The following is a 21,306-nucleotide window of genomic DNA, read 5'->3' on the forward strand; positions in this document are numbered from 1 at the left end:
GTGCCGATCCGCACCAACCGCGGCCGGGCCGCGGTGTACCGCAAGCTGTGGGGCTGGCCGCTGCGCTCGCCCCGGCACTTAGCGGTGGCGGTGTTCATCGCCGCGCTCGTGCTCACCGCCGCCGGGATCGTGGTCCCGAAGGTGGTCGGCACCAAGGGCACCACCCAGGTCGGCGCGGGCGGCTCGTCGACAACGACGACCACCACCACTCGGCCCGGTCAGATCCCTGACCGCGGCATCTCCACCCAGGTCACCACCAGCCCGCTGCCGACCAGGATCACCTCCGCGCCCAGCCCCACCACCCGCGAGTCAGCGCCGCCGCAGGCGCTGGAGGCGGTCACCAAGTGGGCCGAGCGGTGGGTCGACCACCCGTCGGGCATCTCCGGCAAGGACTGGCTGGAACGGCTGCGCCCGTACACCACCGAGGAGTACCTGGGCGTCATGGGCTCGATCGACCCGGCCAACATCAAGGCCACCCGGGTCACCGGCACCGTGCGCGCCGAGACCTCGTACGCCAAGTCCGTCGAGGCCGAGGTGCCGACCGACGCCGGGCCGGTCCACGTGACGGTCATCGACACCGGGCAGGGCTGGAAGGTCGCCGACTACCAGCAGGGGTCCGGGTGAAGACCGCGCTGATCGTCGGCACCATCGTGGTCGCCGTGGTCACCACCGTCATCAGCACCGCGGCGGTGAGCCAGGTCGTGCAGCAGGGCCAGGCCGAGGAGGCCAGGGCGGCCGGGCTGGGCAACTGCAACGCCGCACTCGGCCCGTCCAGCACCGGCCCGGCAGGCTCCGGCGCCGCCGACGCGGCCAGGCTCACCGACGAGCAGCGCGGCATCGTCGCCATGATCATCACCATCGGCAAGCAGCGCGAACTCGGCTCCCGGGCCTGGCAGATCGCCATCCAGGCAGGCATGACCGAGTCCGGCCTGCGCAGCCTCAACTTCGGCGACCGCGACTCCCTGGGCATCTTCCAGATGCGGCCCTCGATGGGCTGGGGCACCCCGGAGCAGGTCACCAACCCGACCTACGCCATCAACAAGTTCTACGACGTGCTGCTCAACGTCCCCAACTGGGACAGCCAGCGCCCGGGGGAGTCCGCGCAGGACGTGGAGCGCTCCGCGTTCCCGGACCGCTACCACCGCTGGGAGTCGATGGCCGCGCACCTCATCGGCGAACTGGCGCACATCGAGAACTTCACCGGCTGCGGCACCGGCTTCGGCAACCTGCTGCCCGCCCCGACCGTTGCCGCGGGCGCCGCCATCCAGTTCGCGCTGGGCCAGCAGGGCAAGCCCTACGTGTGGGGCGCCCCCACCAACCAGCAGAACTCCTACGACTGCTCCAGCCTGATGGTCCAGTCCTACCGCTCCGGCGGCATCAGCCTGCCCCGCACCTCGCGCGAGCAGTACTGGTCCGGCGCGCTGCTGCCCGTCGAGCAGGCCCAGCCGGGCGACCTGCTGTTCTGGGCCTACGACGAGTCCAACCCCAGGACCATCCACCACGTGGCGATGTACCTCGGCGATGGCAAGATCGTGGAGGCCCAGCAGAGCGGGGTGCCGGTGCACATCCGGCCCGTCGCCTTGACCGAGGGCGAACTGATGAACCAGGCCGTCCGGCCGGGGGTCTGAGGAAGGGCACCACCGTGAACATGTACCCACCCGGGCCGATCCCCCGCCACCCAGGACCCCCCGCCTCCGGCGCGCCCGTCCGCGACTTCCTCAACACCGCGCCCCGCCCCGGCGTCAGCGAGGGCTACGTCGTGCTGCCCCGGTCGCTGGCCGAGGCCATGCCCCTGCCGTGGCAGCAGCACATGGCCCACCTGCTGCACGAGTTCCACCAGGTCTACGCCCACCTCGACTGGCCCGAGTACCGCGTCGTCCCCTCCCGCCGCGAACGCCTGGTCGACCTGGATGAGGACCAACTCGCCGAGGTCGGCTGCATGGTCGAGATAGATACGGACGGCGAACTCGTCTACCGCGAACGCAACGGCCGCCGCATCGAGAACCCCGAGGTCCAGGAAGTCCTGGTCTCCTGCCTCGACCCCATCCCCAGCCAGCACCACAACGCCAACCAGGACACACCCCCGCGCGGCTTCCCGGTGCAGCAGGCCCCCAACTGGGGTTAGCTGATCACCATGGCAGAAGACCCCAACCCCGACCCCGGCTGGTACTACAACACCAAGACCAACCAGGTGGAACACGGCACCCGCGGCCGCTCGGTCGACCTGCTCGGGCCGTACCCGGACCGAGCAACCGCCGAGCGGGCCCTGGACATCGCGCGGGAACGCACCAAAGCCGCCGACAAGGCAGACCAGGCTTGGGACCGCGAGGACGACTAGAGACCGCGAGTAGACACCGGGCACGGCTGCGGCCGTGCCCGGTGGCGTGTGGTTGGTTGTCCACAGGGGGCTTGGTCGCTCTGGCTGTTTGTCGGTGCCGCTCGGTAAGCTGTATGTCGGGGGGTGCTTTGGGCGGTTTGATCTTGAGCTGGGGGTGTTCCGGCTCTCGTGCTCGCCTGCGGCGTCGACGATCAACGCCTCGCCTGCGGCATTGGCCGGGACGCGATTCAAGTGACAAGCTCGATGCGGCGAACTTGTTTTGCGCGGGGCCCCTACGACACCCGGGCAGAACCGCAAAGCAGGGGCCGAAAAGCAGGCCCTGCCGCGAACGACGCTACGTGTGCCGTCCCCCCACACAAAACAAGTCCGCCCCATCGAGCAGGCTTGGCACCAGCGGATCCGAGGAGCGCGTGGCTGGCCAACGACTGTGAGGGGGACGTTCGGACAAGCGACTGTGGCGGGGGCGTGGGGGGTTGTGAGGTCGGTCCCAGGGGGTCGCGTGCGGGCGGGGGTGGTGCGACGCTGGGGTGGTAAAGCCATCCGCTGACCCGGGGACCTGCGATGACGTGGGCCTCGAGGGAAGGACGGTCGACAGTGATGCCTGCCGAGTCCGGTTCGGAAGCCGCTCCCTACGGTTCGGGGAGTGCTGCCCGCAAGCCCGTGAAGCGCGTCCGGGTGCACCACCTGCAGGAGCTCAAGGACCGCGGTGAGCCGTGGCCCATGCTCACCGCCTACGACATGTACACCGCCGAGCTGTTCGACGAGGCCGGGATCCCGGTGCTGCTGGTCGGCGACTCCGCGGCCAACAACGTGTTCGGCTACGAGACCTCGCTCCCGGTCACCGTCGACGAGCTGATTCCGCTGGTCCGCGCGGTGGCGGGGGCCACGAGCCGTGCCCTGGTGGTCGCCGACCTGCCGTTCGGGTCGTACCAGGTGTCGGTCGAGCAGGCCGTCGCCACGGCGGTGCGGTTCATGAAGGAGGGGCGCGCGCACGCGGTGAAGCTGGAGGGTGGCCGGGCTTTCGCGCCGCACGTGCGGGCCATCACCAATGCGGGCATCCCCGTCATGGGCCACGTCGGGTTCACCCCGCAGAGTGAGCACAACCTCGGCGGCTACCGGGTCCAGGGCCGCGGCGAGACCGGTGACTCGGTGGTCGCCGACGCCATCGCGGTCCAGGAGGCCGGGGCGTTCGCGGTGGTGATGGAGATGGTCCCCGCTGAGGTCGCCAAGCGGGTCACCCACGAGCTGCGGGTGCCGACCGTCGGCATCGGCGCGGGCCCGGACTGCGACGCGCAGGTGTTGGTGTGGCAGGACATGGCCGGGTTGCGCCGCGCCAAGCCGCCGCGGTTCGTGAAGCAGTACGCGAATGTGGCCGACACGCTGCTGACCGCGGCCAAGGCGTTCGCCGATGACGTGCGGGGCAAGGATTTCCCGGCGCCGGAGCACGCGTTCCACTGAGGACTCGGGCTGTGGTCGGCCGTGCGCGGTCGACCACAGCATCCACTTGGGACGATCCCAGCTGGGTCGACGTCTCGGGATTCAGGGGAGCGGAGCCGACTCGACGAACGGCGCCGTGGTCGCCAGCGGTGCGGGGTAGGGCAGCATGGACGCCATGCTGTCCCTGTACCCGCCGGTCGAGCCGCACGACCGGGGCATGCTCGACGTCGGTGACGGGCACCGGGTCTACTGGGAGGTCAGCGGCAACCCGCGCGGGAAACCCGTCGTGGTCCTGCACGGTGGCCCCGGCGCGGGCACGCACCCGGTGCAGCGCAGGCACTTCGACCCGTCCGCGTACCGGGTCGTGCTGGTCGACCAGCGCGGGTCGGGCCGCAGTTGGCCGCCGGTCGACGGGTCGGGGGCGAGCCTGGCGACCAACACGACCTGGCACCTGGTCGCCGACCTGGAGCGGCTGCGCGAGCACCTGCGGGTCGACCGGTGGCAGCTCTTCGGCGGCTCGTGGGGCGCGACCCTGGCCCTCGCGTACGCGCAACGCCACCCCGGCCGGGTCACCGAGATCATCCTGCGCGGCGTCTTCCTGCTGCGTCCCCCGGAGCTGGACTGGCTCTACCGCGGCGGCGCTGGCGCGATCTTCCCCGAGGCGTGGGCGGACTTCCTGCGCCTGGTGCCGCCCGGCCGCGACCCGCTCGCGGTCTACCAGGAGCTGATCTCCAGCCAGGACCCCGGCGTCCGGGCCGGGGCGGCGACCGCGTGGAGCAACTGGGAGGGCGCCACGGTGTCGCTCGTGCCCAACCCGGCCCTGGTCGCCCAGTACGCGGACCCGGCGTTCGCCGTGCCGTTCGCCCGGCTCGCTCTGCACTACTTCGCCAACGGCGGGTGGCTGGCCGAGGACCAGCTGCTGCGCGACGCCCACCTGATCGCGGGCATCCCCGGCCGCATCGTCCAGGGCCGCTACGACGCCGTCTGCCCGCCCGCGTCCGCCTGGCTCCTGGCGTCCGCGTGGCCGTCGGCGCGGCTGACCATCCTCCCCCAGGCGGGGCATTCCACCGCGGACCCCGGCGTGCTCGAAGCCCTGCGCGCCGCGACCGACGAGTTCCGCTGATTCCCAGGTCAGCACCCCAGGACCTATGGTGTTCCTCACCCGGGACCCGTATTTTCGCCTCTCAGGCGAAAACATGGTGGAGGATGAGGACATGCCGCAGCTCCGTATCGCACTGGCCCAGGTCAACCCCACCGTGGGCGATCTCGGCGGCAACGCCGCCACCGTCGTGGCCTGGGCGCGCCGGGCCGCGGAGGCCGGGGCGCACCTGGTCGTCTTCCCGGAGATGGTGCTGACCGGGTACCCCGTGGAGGACCTGGCGCTGCGCCAGTCCTTCGCCGCGGCCGCCAAGGACGCGCTGACCCGCCTGGCCACCGAGCTCGCCGACGCTGGCTGCGGCGACCTGCCCGCGTACGTCGGCTACCTGGAGCAGGACGCCGAGGGCCCGCGCAACGGTGCGGCGGTGCTGCACGGGGGCCAGGTCGTCGCGCGGCAGTTCAAGCACCACCTGCCCAACTACGGCGTCTTCGACGAGCGCCGCTACTTCAAGCCCGGTCACACCCTCGACATCGTGCGCGTCCGCGGCCTCGAGGTCGGCATGGTCATCTGCGAGGACATCTGGCAGGAGGGCGGCCCCATCGCCGCGCTCGGCCGGGCCGGGGTCGACCTGGTCGTCGCCCCGAACGCCTCGCCGTACGAGCGCCACAAGGACGACGCGCGGCTGCCGCTGGTGGCCCGCCGCGCCGGTGAGGCCGGGGCGCCGCTGGTGTACGTCAACCAGGTGGGCGGCCAGGACGACCTGGTCTTCGACGGCGACTCGATGGTCGTCGGCGCGGACGGCGCGCTGCTGGCCAGGGCGCCGCAGTTCGTCGAGCACCTGATGGTCGTCGACCTCGACGTCCCGGGTGGGGCCGCGAAGACCGACGCCCGGGCCGACGACGAGTTCGCGATCCGCCGCACCACCATCTCCGACCAGCCCGTGCCCGCCTACGAACCCGCGCACGTGCCGCCTATCGCCGAGGCGTTGCCAGAAGAGGCGGAGGTCTGGGCCGCGCTCGTGACCGGCCTGCGCGACTACGTCACCAAGAACGGCTTCCGCTCGGTAGTCCTAGGGCTCTCGGGTGGCATTGACTCGGCCGTAGTGGCTGCCCTCGCCGTCGACGCCCTCGGAGCCGACGCGGTGCACGGCGTCTCCATGCCGTCGGGCTACTCGTCGGAGCACTCGAAGTCGGACGCGAAGGAGCTCGCCGACCGCACCGGGGTGCACTACAGCGTCCAGCCGATCGCGCGGATGGTCGAGGTGTTCGTCGGCGACCTGGGGCTGACCGGGCTCGCCGAGGAGAACGTGCAGGCCCGCTGCCGCGGCGTCACGCTGATGGGGCTGTCCAACCAGCACGGCCACCTGGTCCTGGCGACCGGCAACAAGACCGAGCTCGCGGTCGGCTACTCCACGATCTACGGCGACGCGGTCGGCGGGTTCGCCCCGATCAAGGACGTGCCCAAGACGCTGGTCTGGGAGCTGGCCCGCTGGCGCAACGCCGAGGCGGACAAGCGCGGCGAGGTGCCGCCGATCCCCGAGGACTCGATCACCAAGCCGCCGTCGGCCGAGCTGCGCCCCGGCCAGCTCGACAGCGACTCGCTGCCCGACTACGCGCTGCTCGACGCCGTGCTCGACGACTACGTCGAGGGCGACCGCGGCTACCAGGACCTGCTCGCCGCCGGGTTCTCCGCCGAGGTGGTGGACCGGGTGCTGCGCATGGTCGACCTCGCCGAGTACAAGCGGCGCCAGTATCCGCCGGGCACGAAGATCAGCTTCCGGGCGTTCGGCCGGGACCGCAGGCTGCCGATCACCAACGCGTGGCGCGAGGGCAGCTGACCGATCCCCGCCGGTCCCGTTCACCGGTTAGGGTTCCCCCGTGGACTCCGCGGCGATCGGGACCGACTTCGCGCGGGTCCGCGCGGATTTCGACCTCCCCACCCAGTTCCCCCCGGCCGCGTTGACCGAGGCGGAGCAGGCGGTGTCGGACGGTCCGCGCGGCTCGCGGGTGGACGCGACCGACATCCCGTTCGTCACCATCGACCCGCCCGGTGCCAAGGACCTCGACCAGGCGTTGTGCCTGACTCGCCTCGACAAGGGCTACCGGCTGCACTACGCGATCGCTGACCTCGGCGCCTTCTTGGTGCCAGAGGGCGCGCTCGACAAGGTCGCCCGTGAGCGCGGTCAGACGATGTACCTGCCAGACGGCAACGTGCCCCTGCACCCGACCGTGCTGTCGGAGGGCGCGGCGAGCCTGCTGCCGGACGAGCGCCGCGCGGCCGCGCTGTGGACGATCGACCTCGACGGCGAGGGGCAGCCGGTCGCCGCGGACGTGCGCCGGGCGTGGATCCGGTCGGTCGCCCAGTTCGACTACGAGACCGTGCAGGCCGACATCGACGCCGGTCGTGCGCACCCGTCGGTGCGGTTGCTGCCCGAGGTCGGGTCGCTGCGCCGCGCGTTGGCGATCAAGCGGGGCGCGGTCGAGCTGCAACTGCCCGAGCAGGACGTCGACCAGGTGGGCGACTCCTGGGGGCTGGTGCTGCGCACGCGGACCGCGGTCGACGCGTGGAACGCCGAGCTGTCGCTGCTCACCGGCATGTGCGCGGCCCAGATCATGCTGCGCGCGAAGGTCGGGGTGCTGCGAACCCTGCCGCCCGCCGACGACAACGCCACCGAGTGGCTCCACCGCTCAGCCGAGGCGCTGGGCATCGACTGGCCCGCCGGGACCAGCACCGCCGAACTCCTCGCCGGCCTCGACCCGGCCGATCCCGCCGCCCTGGCCCTGTTCATGGACGCCACCCGCCTCCTGCGCGGCGCGGGCTACACGGTGTTCGACGGCGACCTGCCGGAACTGACCACCCACGCGGGCATCGCCGCCGCGTACGCCCACGTCACGGCCCCCCTGCGCCGCCTGGTCGACCGCTTCGCCACCGAGATCTGCCTGGCGGTCTGCGCGGGCGACCCGATCCCGGCCTGGGTGCACGACGCCCTGCCGTCGCTGCCCGGCCTCATGGAGTCCTCCGACTCCGTCGCCGCCAAGGTCGACCGCGCGTGCCTGGACCAGGTCGAGACCTGGGTCCTCGCCAACTCCGTGGGCACCGAGTTCGACGCCGTCGTCCTGCGCGCCGAGGCGACCGTCGCCGAGATCTTCATCCCCACCCCACCGGTCCTGGCCAAATCCGCAGGCGAGAACCTCCGCGAAGGCCAACCGGTCCGAGTCCGCCTCACCGCCGTGAACCCCGAAACCCGCCGCCTCACCTTCGAACGCGCCTGACGCTTATCTGTCTACTGTGGACTCCCCGCTACCGTTCCGCCCCTCGCCCGACCTCTCACGAACCGACTTGTCCCGCTCCGCCGCTCTACGCAGGCACCCAAGGCTCTGACCAGCAACTTCCCGTTCCTCATCGCCCAGATCTTCACCCGTTCCAGCGACAGAAGTTATCCACATCCCGATCTTCGGCGGCCTGTGTGAAGATCGATTGTCGGTGGGTGCCGATAGACTGGCACTGGGACGCCCCCCGGAGAGGGTGGGGGCTGGGGCAGGACTGGCGTGCGCGCGCGAAGCGGTTCCGGCGGGGCTAAGCCGCCTGGATAGGGCTACACCGCCCGGATGGGGCTAAGCCGCCTGGGTGGGACTAAGGCACCCGGGTGGGGCTAAGCCGCCTGGGTAGGTAAGGGGCCAGCGCAGGGTAGACGGCCTGGAGGGGCTTGCCTGGGCTGGGAGGGATCTGGCGAGCGCGCGCGGCGGTCGGTGTGGGGCAAGAGTTCGGTGCGGGGCAAGAGAAGTGGCGCTGGGTGGGGTGCGTGGCGCTGGATGTCTCCGATTGCTACGCAGGGCCGGTTCCTTAGTTCCCGGTCAGGGCTGCGGTGAGGGCTGCTCGGGCGGTGGTGAGGGAGGGGCCGTACCAGGTCAGGTAGCGGCCGGTCACCAGGATCGAGCGTTTGGCGGGGAACCAGTTGGGGCCGTCGGTGGGGGTGAACTCGTAGGGCTCGTCCGGGAGGATGGCCAGGTCTGCGGGGGTGGCGTTGAGGGCTTCGAGGGTCGGCCTGGGGTAGCGCTCGGGGTCGGTGGCGTAGGCGTTGGTGACGCCTAGGCGTAATAGGACGTCTCCGGCGAAGGTGTCTCGGCCGACCACGACCCAGGGTTTGCGCCAGACCGGGATGATCGCGGTGGCCCAGGCCGGAGTCGTGGCGGCCCAGACCTCGTCGGCCTCGGCGAGCCAGTCGGGTGTGGTGCCGAGGGCTTCGAGGAGGCGACGGGCGGAGGCGAGGCCCGCGGGGACGGTGGTGGGCGCGTCGGTCACCCAGACCGGGACGCCCGCGGCGCGCAGTGCGGTCGCGTCGTCGAGGCGGTTCTCCTCGGTGTTGGTGATGACCAGGTCCGGGGCGAGATCGCGCACCGCGGCCAAGTCCGGGTACTTCGACCCGCCGACCCTCGGGACGTCCAGGGTCGGCGGGTGGGTGCAGTAGTCGGTGGCGCCGACCAGCAGGCCGGGGGCCGACACCGCGACGGCCTCGGTCAGCGACGGCACCAGGCTGACCACGCGGCGGAACGAGCCGACCGACCCCAGCGCGGTGCCGTGGTCGTCGACCGCGTCAGACATCGGTGATCCGCAGCCCCGCGTGCGACTTGTACCGGCGGTTGATGGCGATCAGGTTGGCGGTGAACGCCTCGACCTGGTGGGCGTTGCGCAACCGACCGCCGTAGACGCCGCGCATGCCGGGGATGGCGTCGGCGAGGGCGCGCACGGTGTCGGTGGCCTCGCGGTCATCGCCCAGGACAAGGACGTCGATGTCGACCTCGGCGACCGACAGATCACCGAGCAGCACGGCCGACACGTGGTGGAACGCCGCCGTGACCCGCGAGTCCGGCAAGGTCCGCTCCGCTTGCTGCGCCGCGCTGCCCTCGTCCACCGGCAGCGCGAACGGCCCCTGCTTGTCGAAGCCCAGCGGGTTCACGCAATCGATGACGATCTTGCCCGCGAGCTGGTCGCGCAGACCCTCCAGCAGCTCCCGGTGCCCGTCCCACGGCACAGCGACCAGCACGACGTCCGCCTCCGCCGCACACCCCGCGTTGTCGAGCCCGGTGACGTGCTCGACCCCAGCCGCCTCCCGCAACTCCGCCGCCGCGACCTCGGCCCGCTCGGCCGCGCGCGACCCCAGGACAACCGGGATCCCCGCCTTGGCCCACCGCAACGCCAACCCACGCCCCTGCGGCCCGGTCCCCCCGAGCACCCCGACCTTGACCTGCCCCAACTCCGTCACCCGCGACCCCTTCCCGTGAACACTCCCCCCAACCGTAGCGACCAACCCGCCCTCACCCCCGACTCAGCGGCGAACCTCACCCCACACCCCACCGACCCCGTCCAGTGTGGACACCCCACCGCAAGCCCCGCCTACCCCAGGCAAGCCCCCAGCCCTACCGGGCCGCCGCTTCTCTTGCCCCGCACCGAACTCTTACCCCACACCGACCGCCGCGCCCGCCCGCCAGATCTCTCCTAGCCCAGGCAAACCGCCTCACCCCGCTGGTCCCCTACCCGCACCGACCGCCGTGCGCGCTCGCTCTCAGCCCAGGCAAGCCCCTCCAGGCCATCTCGCCCCGCGCCGGTCGCTTACCCCGCCCGACCGCTGCGCTCACCAGATCCCTCTCGGGCCGGGCAAACCTCTCCAGGCCGTCTTACCCCGCGCTGGTCCCTTACCCCACCCCGGGTGCCTTAGCCTCACCCAGGCGCCTTGGCCCTATCCGGGTGGCTTAGCCCCACCGGGCGGCTTGGCCCCCGCCGGAACCGCTTCGCGCGCGCACGCCAGTCCTGCCCCAGCCCCCACCCTCTCCGGGGGGCGTCCCAGTGCCAGTCTATCGGCACCCACCGACAATCGATCTTCACACAGGCCGCCGAAGATCGGGATGTGGATAACTTCTGTCGCTGGAACGGGTGAAGATTTCGGTGCTGTCCAACGGGAATCGCCTGGTCGAGCGCGTGCGAAGCGGCCGCGAAGCACCGCAAGGCCGGGCGGCGGGCGAAGTCGTTCCGGGCAGCCGCAAACGACCATGGCCGGACACCAAGGTCAAGGATCAAGGCCGGAGGCCAAGGCCAGCGACCAACCGGCCCGCCGCCTCAGTTCTTCGTGGCCTTGATCTTCTTCAGCGACGCCCGCACCCGTTGCAGTGCCTGCTCGGCATCGGAGTCGAACGGGTTGTCGTGCACCATGTACGTCCAAGTCGACGTGGGCCGCCGCAGCCCCGCTTGATCCAGGTCCACCCCGTCGGCCGTCACCTCAGCCGTCTCGAAGGTTTCCGCCGCCAGGTCGCCGATTTCCTTCAGCAGTCCCCGGAACTCCCCGATCGCCGCCCGGTGGAACTCGTCGATCGGTGTCTCCCTGGCCAGGGCCCGCAGGTGGATCGTCTCCCGCACGTCCGACAGGTACGCCAGGTGTTGCGACCACCGGCTGTCCAAGTGGAACAGGAGCACGTGCCGCGCGGCCCGTTCCAGCACCGCGTCGTCGAGGTCCGACCACTTCTCCGGTACGCGCTCCTTGAGCTGCCGCGCCGCCAGGTCCGAGTTGAGCACGTCGTCGCGGTAGGCCAGCACGATGCCGCGCTGGTGCTCGATCAGCCGCGTGTAGCGCCACGTGTTGCGGTGGATGTCGATGTTGACACCCTCGGCGACGCGTTGCGCGTGTTCGATGAACCGGCGCGCGGTCGGGTCGTCGCCGTACTTGCCGTCGTCGTCCGGGTCCGTGCCCGCCGCGGCGTCCGGGGCGTACTGGTTGACCAGGTCGTCGGTGAGGCTCGCGAACACCACCGACCCGCCCGGGTCGCCCTGGCGGCCGGAGCGGCCGCGCAGCTGGTTGTCCAGCCTGCTCGACGGGTAGTGGCCGCAGCCGATCACGTACAGGCCGCCGAGGTCGGCGACCTTGTCGTGGTCGTCGTTGTCGCCCTCGGCGCCGCCGAGGCGGATGTCGGTGCCGCGCCCGGCCATCTGGGTCGACACCGTCACCGCGGCCAGCGCGCCCGCCTCGGCCACGATCGCGGCTTCCTCGGCGTCGTTCTTCGCGTTGAGCACGACGCTGGACACGCCCGCCTCGGTCAGCTTGTCGGCGATGCGCTCGGACTCGGCGACGTCCATGGTGCCGACCAGGATCGGCCGCCCGGTCTTGTGCTGCTCGACGATCTCGGCGACCAGCGCGGCTTCCTTGGCCTCGACCGTCTCGTAGACCCGGTCCGGTTCGTCCTCGCGCACGCACGGCTTGTTCGGCGGGATCACCGACACCTTCAGCTCGTAGAACTCCCGCAGCTGCTCGGCGACGGCCTGCGCGGTGCCGGTCATCCCGCAGACCCGCTTGTACCGGCCGACCAGGCCCTGCACGGAGATCGAGTCGAGCACCTCGCCGCTCTCGGTCGGCTTGAGCCGCTCCTTGGCCTCCACCGCCGCCTGCAACCCGTCCGGCCAGCGCTGCAACAGTGCGATCCGGCCGCGCGAGGTGTTGATCAGGTGGACCTTGCCGTCCCGGACGATGTAGTCGACGTCGCGTTGCAGCAGGGCGTGCGCGTGCAGGGCGGCGTTGACCGCGGCGAGCCGGTCGGAGTGGTCGCCGGAGTACAGGTCGATGTCGCCGAGGGCCTTCTCCACGACCTTCGCGCCGCGGCTGGTCAGCCACGCGTTGCGGTTGTCCTCGTCGCGCTCGTAGTGCTGCCCGGGGCGCAGTGCCCGCACGACCTGCGCCACCTCCGGGTCGCCCTGGCTGTCGTCGGTCGACCCGGCCATCACCAGCGGCACCCGCGCCTCGTCGACCAGCACCGAGTCGGCCTCGTCGATCAGCGCCACGTCCGGTGTGCGCTGCACCAGCTCCTCCGGGTCGACGCACAGCCGGTCGCGCAGCACGTCGAAGCCGATCTCGCTGACCGCGCCGTAGGTCACGTCGGCGGCGTAGGCGTCGCGCCGCTGCTCCGGGCTGGACTCCTGGTCGACCCAGCCGACGGACACCCCGAGCAGCTCGTACACCGGCCGCATCCACTCCGCGTCGCGGCGCGCCAGGTAGTCGTTGACCGACATGACGTGCACCGACCGGCCCTGCAGCGCGTACCCGGCCGCGGCCAGCGCGCCAGCGAGGGTCTTGCCCTCACCGGTGCCCATCTCCACGATCCGCCCGTGCAGCAGCTCCATCGCGCCGACCAGCTGCATGTCGTACGGCCGCTGCTCCAGCGCCCGCCTGGCCGCCTCGCGGCCGAGGGCGCACAGCTCGACCATGGCCTGGCTGTCCATGTCCTTCGCGGTGCCCGCCAGCTTCTCGCGCAGCGCGGCGGCGGCCTCGGTCAGCTCGCCGTCGTCGAGCTTGGCGACCCGCTCCTCGCGCCACTCGATCGAGGTCAGGACCTCGGCGTACTTCTTGAGGTCGACGGTCGACGGGCGCTCCAACAGGCGATGGAACCCGCTCTTGACCCGTGTCAGAAACGCAGCCACGTCTCCGGCCACCTCTTCCCTCGTCGACCACGTGACGCAATTCTCGCCCTGCCACCTAACGGTGCAGCACGGCAGGTGAGTTCCGCATCCGGGTGGCAGGATCACTTCGGTGCGGAGGTCGGTCGCGAGTGCTCTGGTTGCCGTGCTCGCCCTGGCCGCGAGCACGCTCGCGGCCTGTTCGGCCGACGAACCCCCCGCGCCGGTGACCGAACAGCGCGGGCCTCGCGGTGCTGTGCCCGTCGGGCTGGAACGGTACTACGGCCAACCTTTGACCTGGGAGGACTGTGCTCCCTACGCGCGAACCGACGCCGACAGGCAGACCCTACGCGCCCCTGGCCTGCGGTGCGCGCGGCTGACCGTGCCGCTCGACTACACCGCGCCCGGCGGCGACACGATCACACTCGGCCTGTCGCGAAAACCGGCAACTGATGATGGCAACAGGATCGGTTCACTGGTCATCAACCCCGGCGGGCCCGGTGTGTCCGGATTGTCCACCGCGGCCCGTCTGTCCGGTGTGGGCGGCCTCAACAGGCTGTTCGACTTCGTCGGGTTCGACCCGCGCGGGACCGGGTCGAGCGAGCCGGTGGTGCGCTGCCTGACCGATGCCGAACGCGACGCGGAGCGCGCCGACGACGACGAGCTGGACACCTCGCCCCAGGGCGTGGCCAAGGCCGAGGCCGACCAGCGCGACTACGCGACCAAGTGCGCCGAGCGCACCGGCAAGGGCGCGGCGATGCTGGCCAACATCGGCACCCGCGACGTCGCCCGCGACGTGGACGTGCTGCGCTCCGCCCTCGGCGACGAGAAGTTGACCTACCTGGGGTACTCCTACGGCACCCGGATCGGCAGCACCTACGCGGAGGCGTTCCCCGGCAACGTCCGCGCCATGGTCCTCGACGGCGCCGTCGACCCGACCCAGGACGCGGTGGCCGAGCTGGTCGCGCAGGCCACCGGGTTCCAGTCGGCGTTCACCGACTTCGTCGCCTGGTGCGTCCAGCGGCAGGACTGCGCGCTCGGCCGCGACGCCACCCGGGCCCTGCGCTCGTTCCACGCCCTCGTCCGCCCGCTCGCGGAGCGCCCGATCGAGACCGGCGACGGGCGGCGGCTGTCGTACTCGGACGCCACAACCGGCGTCACCCAGGCGTTGTACTCAGAGCAGCTGTGGGAGCTGCTCAACACCGGTCTGAACGAACTGAAGCAGAATCGGTCACACACGCTCATGGCTCTAGCCGACGCCTACCTTGAGCGGGACAAGAGCGGCCGGTATACGACCACCCAGGACGCGTTCGTAGCCGTCCGCTGCGTCGACGACACCCGCGTCACCGACCGCGCGGCAGTGTTAGAGGCCCAGCAGCGCTACAAGCAGGCCGCTCCGTTCTTGGACGACGGCAAGCCTGCCTCTGACGCTCTCGACGCCTGCGCGTTCTGGCCCGTGCCTACGACCAGCACCCCGCACCTACCGTCCGTGGAAGGGCTTCCGCCGGTGTTGGTCATCTCCACAACCGGTGACCCGGCCACGCCGTACGAAGCCGGTGTTGCGCTGGCCAAGGCGTTGGGTGGCAGGTTGCTCACCTACGAGGCCACTCAGCACACCGCGTTCTTGCAGGGTGTTCGCTGTGTCGATGACGCTGGCTCCGCTTACCTCACCGAGCTGCGGTTGCCACAAGAGGGCGTCCGCTGCTCGGCCTGACAGTATGGGGGCGTGCGTACATCTCGCGTGATCGTGTTGGCAGCGGCCGCACTCGTGGTGAGCGGCTGCACCACCACCATCACCGGTACCCCGACCGCGGGCGTGTCCGAGCAGCTCGGCCCCAAGGGCCCCGTGCCCGCGGGCCTGGAGCGCTACTACGGCCAACCGCTGACCTGGCGCGACTGCCGGTCGATGATCCACGACGACGAGAGCAAGAGCGCCTTCACCGCCAAGGGCGCCGAGTGCTCGCTGCTGAGCGTCCCACTGGACTACGCGAAGCCGGACGGCCGCACCATCGCGGTCGGCGTCCTGCGGCTGCGCGCGAGCGGGGAGAAGGTCGGCTCCCTGATCATCAACCCCGGCGGGCCCGGCGGGTCCGGCATGTCGGCGGCGTCGTACATCGCGGGCAAGGCGAAGAAGACCGCCCTGGTGCAGCGCTTCGACATCGTCGGGTTCGACCCGCGCGGCGTCGGGGCCAGCGAGCCGAGGATCGAGTGCCTCGACGACGCGGAGATGGACGCCGAGCGCGTCGCCCCCTCGCTCGACACCGTCCCCGAGGTGGAGGCGGAGAACAAGCAGTTCGCCGACAAGTGCGTCCAGCGCAGCGGCGGCGCCGAGGTGCTCGCCAACGTGGGCACCCGCGACGTGGTGCGCGACATGGACGTGCTGCGCTCGGCGCTGGGCGAGGAGAAGCTCGACTACCTGGGCTACTCCTACGGCACCCGGATCGGCACCGCCTACGCCGAGGCGTTCCCCGGCAACGTCCGCTCGATGGTCCTCGACGGCGCGGTCGACCCGACCGAGGACCCGGTGCGGCAGAGCATCAACCAGGTCAAGGGCTTCGAGCAGGCCCTCGACGCCTACTTCGGCCAGTGCTCGCGCTGCGAGGTCACCGGCAAGCCGCAGCTCGAGGCGCTGATCCGGCCGCTGGAGGACAAGCCGCTGCAGGTCGGCGACCGGTCGCTGTCGCTCAGCGACGCCTCCACCGGCATCGCCGCCGCCCTGTACAACGACGAGTACTGGCCGGTCCTCACCCAGGCGTTGGAGGAGCTGGCGGCGGGCAAGGGCGACACCCTGCTGCTGCTCGCCGACGCTTACCTCGGGCGCGACGACAAGGGCGAGTACACGAACCTGATGGCCGCCCTCACCGCCATCCGCTGCGTCGACGAGCCCAGGATCACCGACCGCGGCCAGCTCACCGCGACCGCCCAGCAGATCGCCGAGGGCACCAAGGGCACCTTCATGGCCGACACCGACCCGCCGCTGCCCGCCCTGGACACCTGCGCGTTCTGGCCGGTGCCCAACACCAGCGAGCCGCACCAGCCGAAGGTGGCGGGCATCCCCACCCTGCTGGTCATCTCCACCACCGGTGACCCGGCGACCCCGTACGAGGCGGGCGTGAACCTGGCCAAGGACCTCAACGGGCGGCTCATCACCTACCGGGCCACCCAGCACACCGCCTTCCTCGAAGGCTCGTCCTGTGTCGACAACGCCGGGGTGGACTACCTGGTGGAGTTGAAGCTCCCTGCCAAGGACCTCATCTGCTAGGCATCCGCTGGTAGACGTGCACCACCGGCCCTGAGCGATAGCCCAACCGCTCGTACCACCCACGCGGCCAGTCCTCGGCCTGCGCGATCAAGAACCACACGTCAGCCCCAGCGGCCGCGGACCGGTGCAGCGCCTCTAAGACGAGCTGCCGACCCAGCCCTTTCTCCCGGTGTTCCGGCCGCACGATCACGTTCTCGAACTGCGCGACCCCATCGGCGATGTACAGCTCACCGCGCGCGATGACATCACCCTCGTCGTCCCGCACACCGAGGAACGTGACGTCGGCTCCGCGCTCGTACAGCGTGATCCGCTCGGCCAGTTCCCGGATCTGCTCGGCGGTGTCGTCCGGGTAGTCCGCCCGCCAGTCCGCGATGAGCGACGGGACCAGTCCGGCCACCGACAACGCCTCGACCCCGGTGCTCACGCGTGGCGGCACCACTCCGGAGTGCGCCATCGTCACGATCCGCTCGTGGACCTGGTAACCGGTGAACGCCTGCGCTGCCGCGGCCCCCTGCTCGTCCCGGTCGAACTGCACCAACCGATGCCCGAGCCCCCGGCCGCCCAGCACCTCGTCCGCGGTCGCCGCCACCGCGCCCGCGTCGACGTCTCCCGTGACCACCAGCCGGTTGTGGTGCCACGACGCGGTGAACTCGCTCTGCAGCAGCGCGTACCCCCACCCCAGCTCCACGACCTCGGTGGCCTGGGCGCGGGCGAACCGCTCCTCAAACCCCCGAATCCGCTGCCACACCCCGTCGCCCAAGCGCGCCGCCCCCTTCCGGATCCCTGACCCGCAGCAGCAACGCCACTGCGGCGCCCACCGCGCACAACACCGCGGTGATCAAGAAGATGTCCGTGAACTGGGTCAGCAACGCCGACTGCAACGCGTCCAGGTACTCCCGCTGCTCCCGTTGAGCTACCTCCGCCGTCTTCCCCCACGGCAGCGGTACCACCAACGACGCCGTCAACGTGTGGAACCTGTGCAGCCCCCACGCCGACAGCGCGGCGACACCCACCAACATCCCCGTCATCCGCGCGACCACCACCCCGGCCGAGGCCACCCCGTGCCGTTCGGCCGGGACCACCCGCAGCACCACCGACGACAGCGGCGCGATCACCAGCCCCAACCCGAGCCCGGCGACCACCAGGTCGATGTCCACTCGCGACAACCCGAGCAGCGACGTCGACGCGATCGGGTTCACCGGCCACTGCGACATCAGCAGATAGCCCACCGCGGCGAGGCCCATGCCCACCGCCGTCACAACGCGCTCGCCGAACCGCCCCGCCAAGAGACCGCCGACGACCGCGCCGACCGGTAGCGCTATCAGGAACCGCAGCAAGAGCAGGACACCGCCCTCGTCGTCCTTACCGAGCAGCGCCTGCGCGAACAGGTCCACGTCCACCAGGGTCACCATCAACGCCGACCCAGCGAGCGCGGATACCGCTAGAGCGGCCAAGAACACGCGCATGTCCACGCCGGCAGGGTCGATCAGCTTGGTCCTAGAGCGCCGCTCCCACAGCAAGAACGCGACCAGAGCCACCGCTGCCCCGATCAGCACCGGCAGCCCCCACGGCGGCAACACGGCATTGCGCGGGTCCGGGTTGTAGAGACCGACCACGGCCAGGCCGAGCGTGACAGCGAGCAGCAACCCACCGACCACGTCGACCCGGATCGGGTCGGCTGCCTTGCGGTGCGCGGGCACGGTGAACTGGATCGCCACCATCGCGATCACCGCCAACGGGACGTTCACCCAGAACACGCCCCGCCAGCCCGTGATGCCGAACGCGTCGGACCACAGGGGGAGCGCGGCCAGCGCCACCCCGTAGAGCGGGCCGATGACGCTGCCCAACTCCTGCGCCGCGCCGACGGTCCCCAGCACGGTCGAGCGGCGGCGCTCGTCCCACAGGTCGGCGGCCAGGGCCATGGTCACCGGCAACAGGGCGCCGCTGGCGATGCCCTGGACGACCCTGCCCGCCACCAGCGTCGGCAGGTCCTCGGCCACCGCGGTGACCACCGAGCCCGCCAGGAACCCGACCAGGCACAGCTGCAGCACCAGCTTGCGCCCGAACCGGTCCGACGCCTGCCCGAGCAGCGGCATCGCCGCGATGTAGCCGAGCAGGTAGCCGGTGATGATGGGGGTGACCTGCTCGAGGCGGTTCACCGCGATCTCCAGGTCGCCCATGATCTGGCGCAGCACGCTGACCACCACGTAGGTGTCCAGCGCGCCGAGCAGCACGGCGAGCGCGCCCGCGCTGATCGCTACCGTGCGTCCCCTGCTCATGGCGCGGTGATCGTCACCGGCTTGTCGACGTCGGACAGCGTCAGGTCGACCGTCGCGGTCTGCCCCTCACCGCCCGGCAGCTTCACCGACGCCTTGACCGGCTGCTTGTTGTCCTCGCGCAGCCACACGCTGATGTCCACGTCGCTGTTGACGCCGGGCACCAGCGCGCTCGCGACGTCCTTGGTGACCTTGCCGGACACCTTGTACGCGGAGACGCCGTCCACCGACTCCTTGGCGTCGGTGCGCGGGTTCTGGATCTTGGCGAGCACGTTGGCGATGCCCTTGTCCGGGTCGAGGATCGCCGACGGGTCGTAGATGTTCGAGCTCAGCGACGCCGGGTACTTCTGGAAGCCCCCGGTCGGCCCCTTGATGTAGAGCGAGTCGTCGACCAGCACGAACTCGCCCTCGATGAGCTGGCCGAGCAGCGTCAGCTTCACCGTGCCCTTGGCGGCCCCGGACGGCCCGCCCTCCCTGGTGAGGTCGCCTTCGGCGTTCTGCACCGGGATGGCCGACACCGATCCGTTGACCTTCAGCGCGAAGTGCGCGCTCCTGATCCCCTTCGTCACCGTCGCGGCGTCGCGCACCAGCGCCGCCCCGTCCGGCAGGCTCCCGCCGCCCCCGCTCGGCTCGTCCGACGTGCACCCCGCGACCAGCAGTCCGACCACTGCCAGGACCGCTCCGACCCACCCACGCTTGACCATGGCCCAGATCGTAGGCGGACCCGCCTGAGGGCCGCGGGAGTTGTCCACAGGCCCGCCGCGCCGACGCCTGTTACAAGTTTCAACCTTTCGGGTGTTCGTAGCTGAGAGTGCTTGAGTTCCCCCGATCGGGGAGTCAAGGTTGGTCGTACAGGCGACAAGGCGGAGTGGTAGGTGTTCATTGAGTGACGTAGCTCTCGACCAGGCCCGGGCGATCGTGTGGGCCGACATCGTCCCCTACGCGTCCGTGGTGTTCCTCGAGGTCACCGACCAGGTGGGCCCGCTGGCCGGGCGGATGGTCGGCTACCTGGCCGCCCCGTTCGGCGGCAGGCCGCTGGCACAGGGCCAGCTGACGGCGGCCGAGATGACCTCGGTGCCGGGGATGGGCTCGATCGTGGAAGAGGGCTTCGAGGAGATCGCGGCCGTCGTCCGCCGCGCCGACCACGCGACCCGGTTCGCCCGCACCGACCTCACCCTCGCCCTGCGCAGGCGCCGCCTGGTCGCGGTCCACTGCGCCGACCCGGCGATGCGCGACCAGTTGCTCGCCTGGGTCGACCAGACCCCGTCGCTCGGGCTGCGCCGCGTGTCGTCCCGGTTCATCGAGCAGGCGGTGGGCGCTACCGAGGCGCTGGTGTGCCCCGACCACAGCCGCGACTTCGAGGACTTCCTCTACCGGCTGTCGGAGCGCATGGACCTGATCGAGTGGAACCTCGCCCGCGCACTCATCCCTGCGATGAGCTAGGCCGGAACATCCTTCGATAGACCAGCGGAGACACGCCTATCGCGGTCCGCAGGTGCTGCCGCAACGAGGTGGCACTACCGAGCCCGGCGCGTTCGGCAACTTGGTCGACCGGCAGGTCTGTCGTCTCCAGCAACTGCCGAGCCAACCGAATGCGCTGCTGGATCAACCACGCCCCGGGCGACATCCCGGTCTCGGCCCGGAAGTGCCGGGAGAACGTGCGCACGCTCATCGCGGCGTGTTCGGCCATCGCCGCCAACTCCAACGGTTCGTCCAACCTCGCCAGCGCCCACGCGCGAGTGGGCGCGACACCGTCGGAGCCACCCTCGGGCAACGGGCGGTCGATGAACTGCGACTGGCCACCCTCCCGCCACGGGGGCACCACGCAGTACCGGGCGGCCCGGTTCGCGACCTCGCTGCCGAAGTCCGTGCGGATGACGTGCAGGCACAGGTCCACGCCCGCCCCCAGCCCCGCCGAGGTCAGCACGTCACCGTCGTCGACGAACAGCACGTCCGGGTCCAGCCGCACCGACGGGTAGAGCGCCCGGAACTCGTCGACGAACTTCCAGTGCGTCGTCGCGGGCCGCCCGTCGAGCAGACCGGACGCGCCGAGCACGAACGCCCCGGTGCAGATCGACATCACCCGCGCGCCCGGCCGCACCCGCGCGAACGCGTCCGCGATGTCACCCGGCAGGGTGCCCAGGTGCCGCGGCCCGGGGGAGCGGGTGCCGGGCACGATCACCGTGTCCGCGGTCTCCAGCGCCTCCGGCCCGTGGTCGAGCAGCGCGGTGAACCCGGTCGTCATCCGCACCGGCTTCGCGTCGACCCCGCACACCACCACCTCGTAGAGCGGCGTGCCGCCCGCGTCGACCGCGGCCCGCATCACCTGCGGCGGGATCGTCAGGTCGTAGCCGACCGCCTCGTCGATCGCCAGCACGGCCACCCGGTGCACCATGGCCAGATCTTTGCACATATTGGCAATCAGGCCACTAGGCCGCGACGGCGGTGACACCGCACC

18 protein-coding genes are annotated in these 21,306 nt (G+C 71.1%); 11 read left to right on the forward strand and 7 right to left on the reverse strand.

Features of this window, described 5'->3' with window-relative positions; all coding sequences use genetic code 11:
• The 8 genes from CLV68_RS28510 (at window position 1) to CLV68_RS28545 (ending at window position 8,146) form a co-directional block, all read left to right on the forward strand.
• Window positions 1-624 carry a hypothetical protein gene (locus tag CLV68_RS28510; protein ID WP_121393981.1) on the forward strand — a complete coding sequence of 208 codons (624 nt, stop codon included), beginning with the start codon at window positions 1-3 and terminating at the stop codon, window positions 622-624.
• Window positions 621-1,628, forward strand: a complete 1,008-nt coding sequence (locus tag CLV68_RS28515) for a C40 family peptidase (RefSeq protein WP_121393983.1) — start codon at window positions 621-623, stop codon at window positions 1,626-1,628. Before CLV68_RS28510 ends, CLV68_RS28515 begins: the two co-directional genes overlap by 4 nt.
• 20 nt (window positions 1,629-1,648) lie before the next feature.
• Window positions 1,649-2,125: a hypothetical protein gene (locus CLV68_RS28520; protein WP_121394065.1), complete on the forward strand. Its 477-nt coding sequence runs from the start codon at window positions 1,649-1,651 to the stop codon at window positions 2,123-2,125.
• Between the two features lie 9 nt (window positions 2,126-2,134).
• Window positions 2,135-2,338, forward strand: coding sequence for a hypothetical protein (locus tag CLV68_RS28525; RefSeq protein WP_121393985.1), 204 nt, complete (start codon window positions 2,135-2,137; stop codon window positions 2,336-2,338).
• Between the two features lie 597 nt (window positions 2,339-2,935).
• Entirely contained in the window at window positions 2,936-3,796 is an 861-nt protein-coding gene (gene panB, locus CLV68_RS28530; RefSeq protein WP_121393987.1) for a 3-methyl-2-oxobutanoate hydroxymethyltransferase, read from the forward strand.
• A 154-nt stretch (window positions 3,797-3,950) separates the two neighbouring features.
• A complete protein-coding gene (pip, locus tag CLV68_RS28535) occupies window positions 3,951-4,898 on the forward strand; it encodes a prolyl aminopeptidase (RefSeq protein ID WP_121394067.1) in 948 nt (315 codons plus the stop codon).
• A 91-nt stretch (window positions 4,899-4,989) separates the two neighbouring features.
• Window positions 4,990-6,711: an NAD+ synthase gene (locus CLV68_RS28540; RefSeq protein ID WP_121393989.1), complete on the forward strand. Its 1,722-nt coding sequence runs from the start codon at window positions 4,990-4,992 to the stop codon at window positions 6,709-6,711.
• A 40-nt stretch (window positions 6,712-6,751) separates the two neighbouring features.
• Window positions 6,752-8,146 (forward strand): RNB domain-containing ribonuclease, encoded by a 1,395-nt coding sequence (locus tag CLV68_RS28545; RefSeq protein WP_121393990.1) that lies wholly within the window; start codon window positions 6,752-6,754, stop codon window positions 8,144-8,146.
• A gap of 571 nt (window positions 8,147-8,717) precedes the next feature.
• Here CLV68_RS28545 and CLV68_RS28550 read toward each other — a convergent pair.
• The 3 genes from CLV68_RS28550 to secA2 form a co-directional block, all read right to left on the reverse strand.
• A complete protein-coding gene (locus CLV68_RS28550) occupies window positions 8,718-9,476 on the reverse strand; it encodes a helical backbone metal receptor (protein ID WP_121393992.1) in 759 nt (252 codons plus the stop codon).
• Window positions 9,469-10,137, reverse strand: a complete 669-nt coding sequence (gene npdG, locus CLV68_RS28555) for an NADPH-dependent F420 reductase (RefSeq protein ID WP_121393994.1) — start codon at window positions 10,135-10,137, stop codon at window positions 9,469-9,471. Before npdG ends, CLV68_RS28550 begins: the two co-directional genes overlap by 8 nt.
• Window positions 10,138-10,988: 851 nt before the next feature.
• On the reverse strand, window positions 10,989-13,334 hold the full coding sequence (gene secA2, locus CLV68_RS28560) for an accessory Sec system translocase SecA2 (protein WP_121393996.1): 2,346 nt from the start codon (window positions 13,332-13,334) through the stop codon (window positions 10,989-10,991).
• Window positions 13,335-13,443: 109 nt separating this feature from the next.
• Between secA2 and CLV68_RS28565 the strand changes: the two genes are divergently transcribed.
• Both CLV68_RS28565 and CLV68_RS28570 read left to right on the forward strand, forming a co-directional pair.
• Complete coding sequence (locus CLV68_RS28565; protein ID WP_121393998.1) at window positions 13,444-15,024, forward strand: alpha/beta hydrolase; 1,581 nt, start codon at window positions 13,444-13,446, stop codon at window positions 15,022-15,024.
• A 12-nt stretch (window positions 15,025-15,036) separates the two neighbouring features.
• The gene (locus tag CLV68_RS28570; protein WP_246010152.1) at window positions 15,037-16,572 is read left to right on the forward strand and encodes an alpha/beta hydrolase; all 1,536 of its coding nucleotides are present in this window, start codon (window positions 15,037-15,039) and stop codon (window positions 16,570-16,572) included.
• On the opposite strand, the gene CLV68_RS28575 is transcribed toward CLV68_RS28570, so the two are convergent.
• Genes CLV68_RS28575 through CLV68_RS28585 form a run of 3 tightly spaced genes read right to left on the reverse strand, consistent with a single transcriptional unit; the run spans window position 16,562 to window position 19,552 of the window.
• A complete protein-coding gene (locus CLV68_RS28575; protein ID WP_121393999.1) occupies window positions 16,562-17,332 on the reverse strand; it encodes a GNAT family N-acetyltransferase in 771 nt (256 codons plus the stop codon). The genes CLV68_RS28570 and CLV68_RS28575 overlap by 11 nt on opposite strands.
• The gene (locus CLV68_RS28580) at window positions 17,295-18,851 is read right to left on the reverse strand and encodes an MFS transporter (RefSeq protein WP_121394001.1); all 1,557 of its coding nucleotides are present in this window, start codon (window positions 18,849-18,851) and stop codon (window positions 17,295-17,297) included. Before CLV68_RS28580 ends, CLV68_RS28575 begins: the two co-directional genes overlap by 38 nt.
• A complete protein-coding gene (locus CLV68_RS28585; protein ID WP_121394003.1) occupies window positions 18,848-19,552 on the reverse strand; it encodes an LppX_LprAFG lipoprotein in 705 nt (234 codons plus the stop codon). The genes CLV68_RS28580 and CLV68_RS28585 overlap by 4 nt, the downstream gene beginning before the upstream one ends.
• A 178-nt stretch (window positions 19,553-19,730) precedes the next feature.
• Here CLV68_RS28585 and CLV68_RS28590 point away from each other — a divergent pair, with 178 nt between their 5' ends.
• Window positions 19,731-20,291, forward strand: coding sequence for a hypothetical protein (locus tag CLV68_RS28590; RefSeq protein ID WP_121394004.1), 561 nt, complete (start codon window positions 19,731-19,733; stop codon window positions 20,289-20,291).
• On the opposite strand, the gene CLV68_RS28595 is transcribed toward CLV68_RS28590, so the two are convergent.
• Window positions 20,272-21,243 (reverse strand): GlxA family transcriptional regulator, encoded by a 972-nt coding sequence (locus CLV68_RS28595; protein ID WP_121394006.1) that lies wholly within the window; start codon window positions 21,241-21,243, stop codon window positions 20,272-20,274. The genes CLV68_RS28590 and CLV68_RS28595 overlap by 20 nt on opposite strands.
• Between the last annotated feature and the right edge of the window lie 63 nt (window positions 21,244-21,306).

The sequence above is a fragment of the Actinokineospora cianjurensis genome (assembly GCF_003663795.1).
Classification (GTDB): Bacteria; Actinomycetota; Actinomycetes; order Mycobacteriales; family Pseudonocardiaceae; genus Actinokineospora; species Actinokineospora terrae.

What these genes read in the sequence shown, in the direction of transcription:
- CLV68_RS28520 (WP_121394065.1), top strand. Translation starts at nt 1,649, where the DNA reads ATGTACCCACCCGGGCCGATCCCCCGCCACCCAGGACCCCCCGCCTCC.
- CLV68_RS28525 (WP_121393985.1), top strand. Translation starts at nt 2,135, where the DNA reads ATGGCAGAAGACCCCAACCCCGACCCCGGCTGGTACTACAACACCAAG.
- panB (WP_121393987.1), top strand. Translation starts at nt 2,936, where the DNA reads ATGCCTGCCGAGTCCGGTTCGGAAGCCGCTCCCTACGGTTCGGGGAGT.
- pip (WP_121394067.1), top strand. Translation starts at nt 3,951, where the DNA reads ATGCTGTCCCTGTACCCGCCGGTCGAGCCGCACGACCGGGGCATGCTC.
- CLV68_RS28540 (WP_121393989.1), top strand. Translation starts at nt 4,990, where the DNA reads ATGCCGCAGCTCCGTATCGCACTGGCCCAGGTCAACCCCACCGTGGGC.
- CLV68_RS28550 (WP_121393992.1), bottom strand. Translation starts at nt 9,476, where the DNA reads ATGTCTGACGCGGTCGACGACCACGGCACCGCGCTGGGGTCGGTCGGC.
- CLV68_RS28580 (WP_121394001.1), bottom strand. Translation starts at nt 18,851, where the DNA reads ATGAGCAGGGGACGCACGGTAGCGATCAGCGCGGGCGCGCTCGCCGTG.
- CLV68_RS28585 (WP_121394003.1), bottom strand. Translation starts at nt 19,552, where the DNA reads ATGGTCAAGCGTGGGTGGGTCGGAGCGGTCCTGGCAGTGGTCGGACTG.
- CLV68_RS28595 (WP_121394006.1), bottom strand. Translation starts at nt 21,243, where the DNA reads ATGGTGCACCGGGTGGCCGTGCTGGCGATCGACGAGGCGGTCGGCTAC.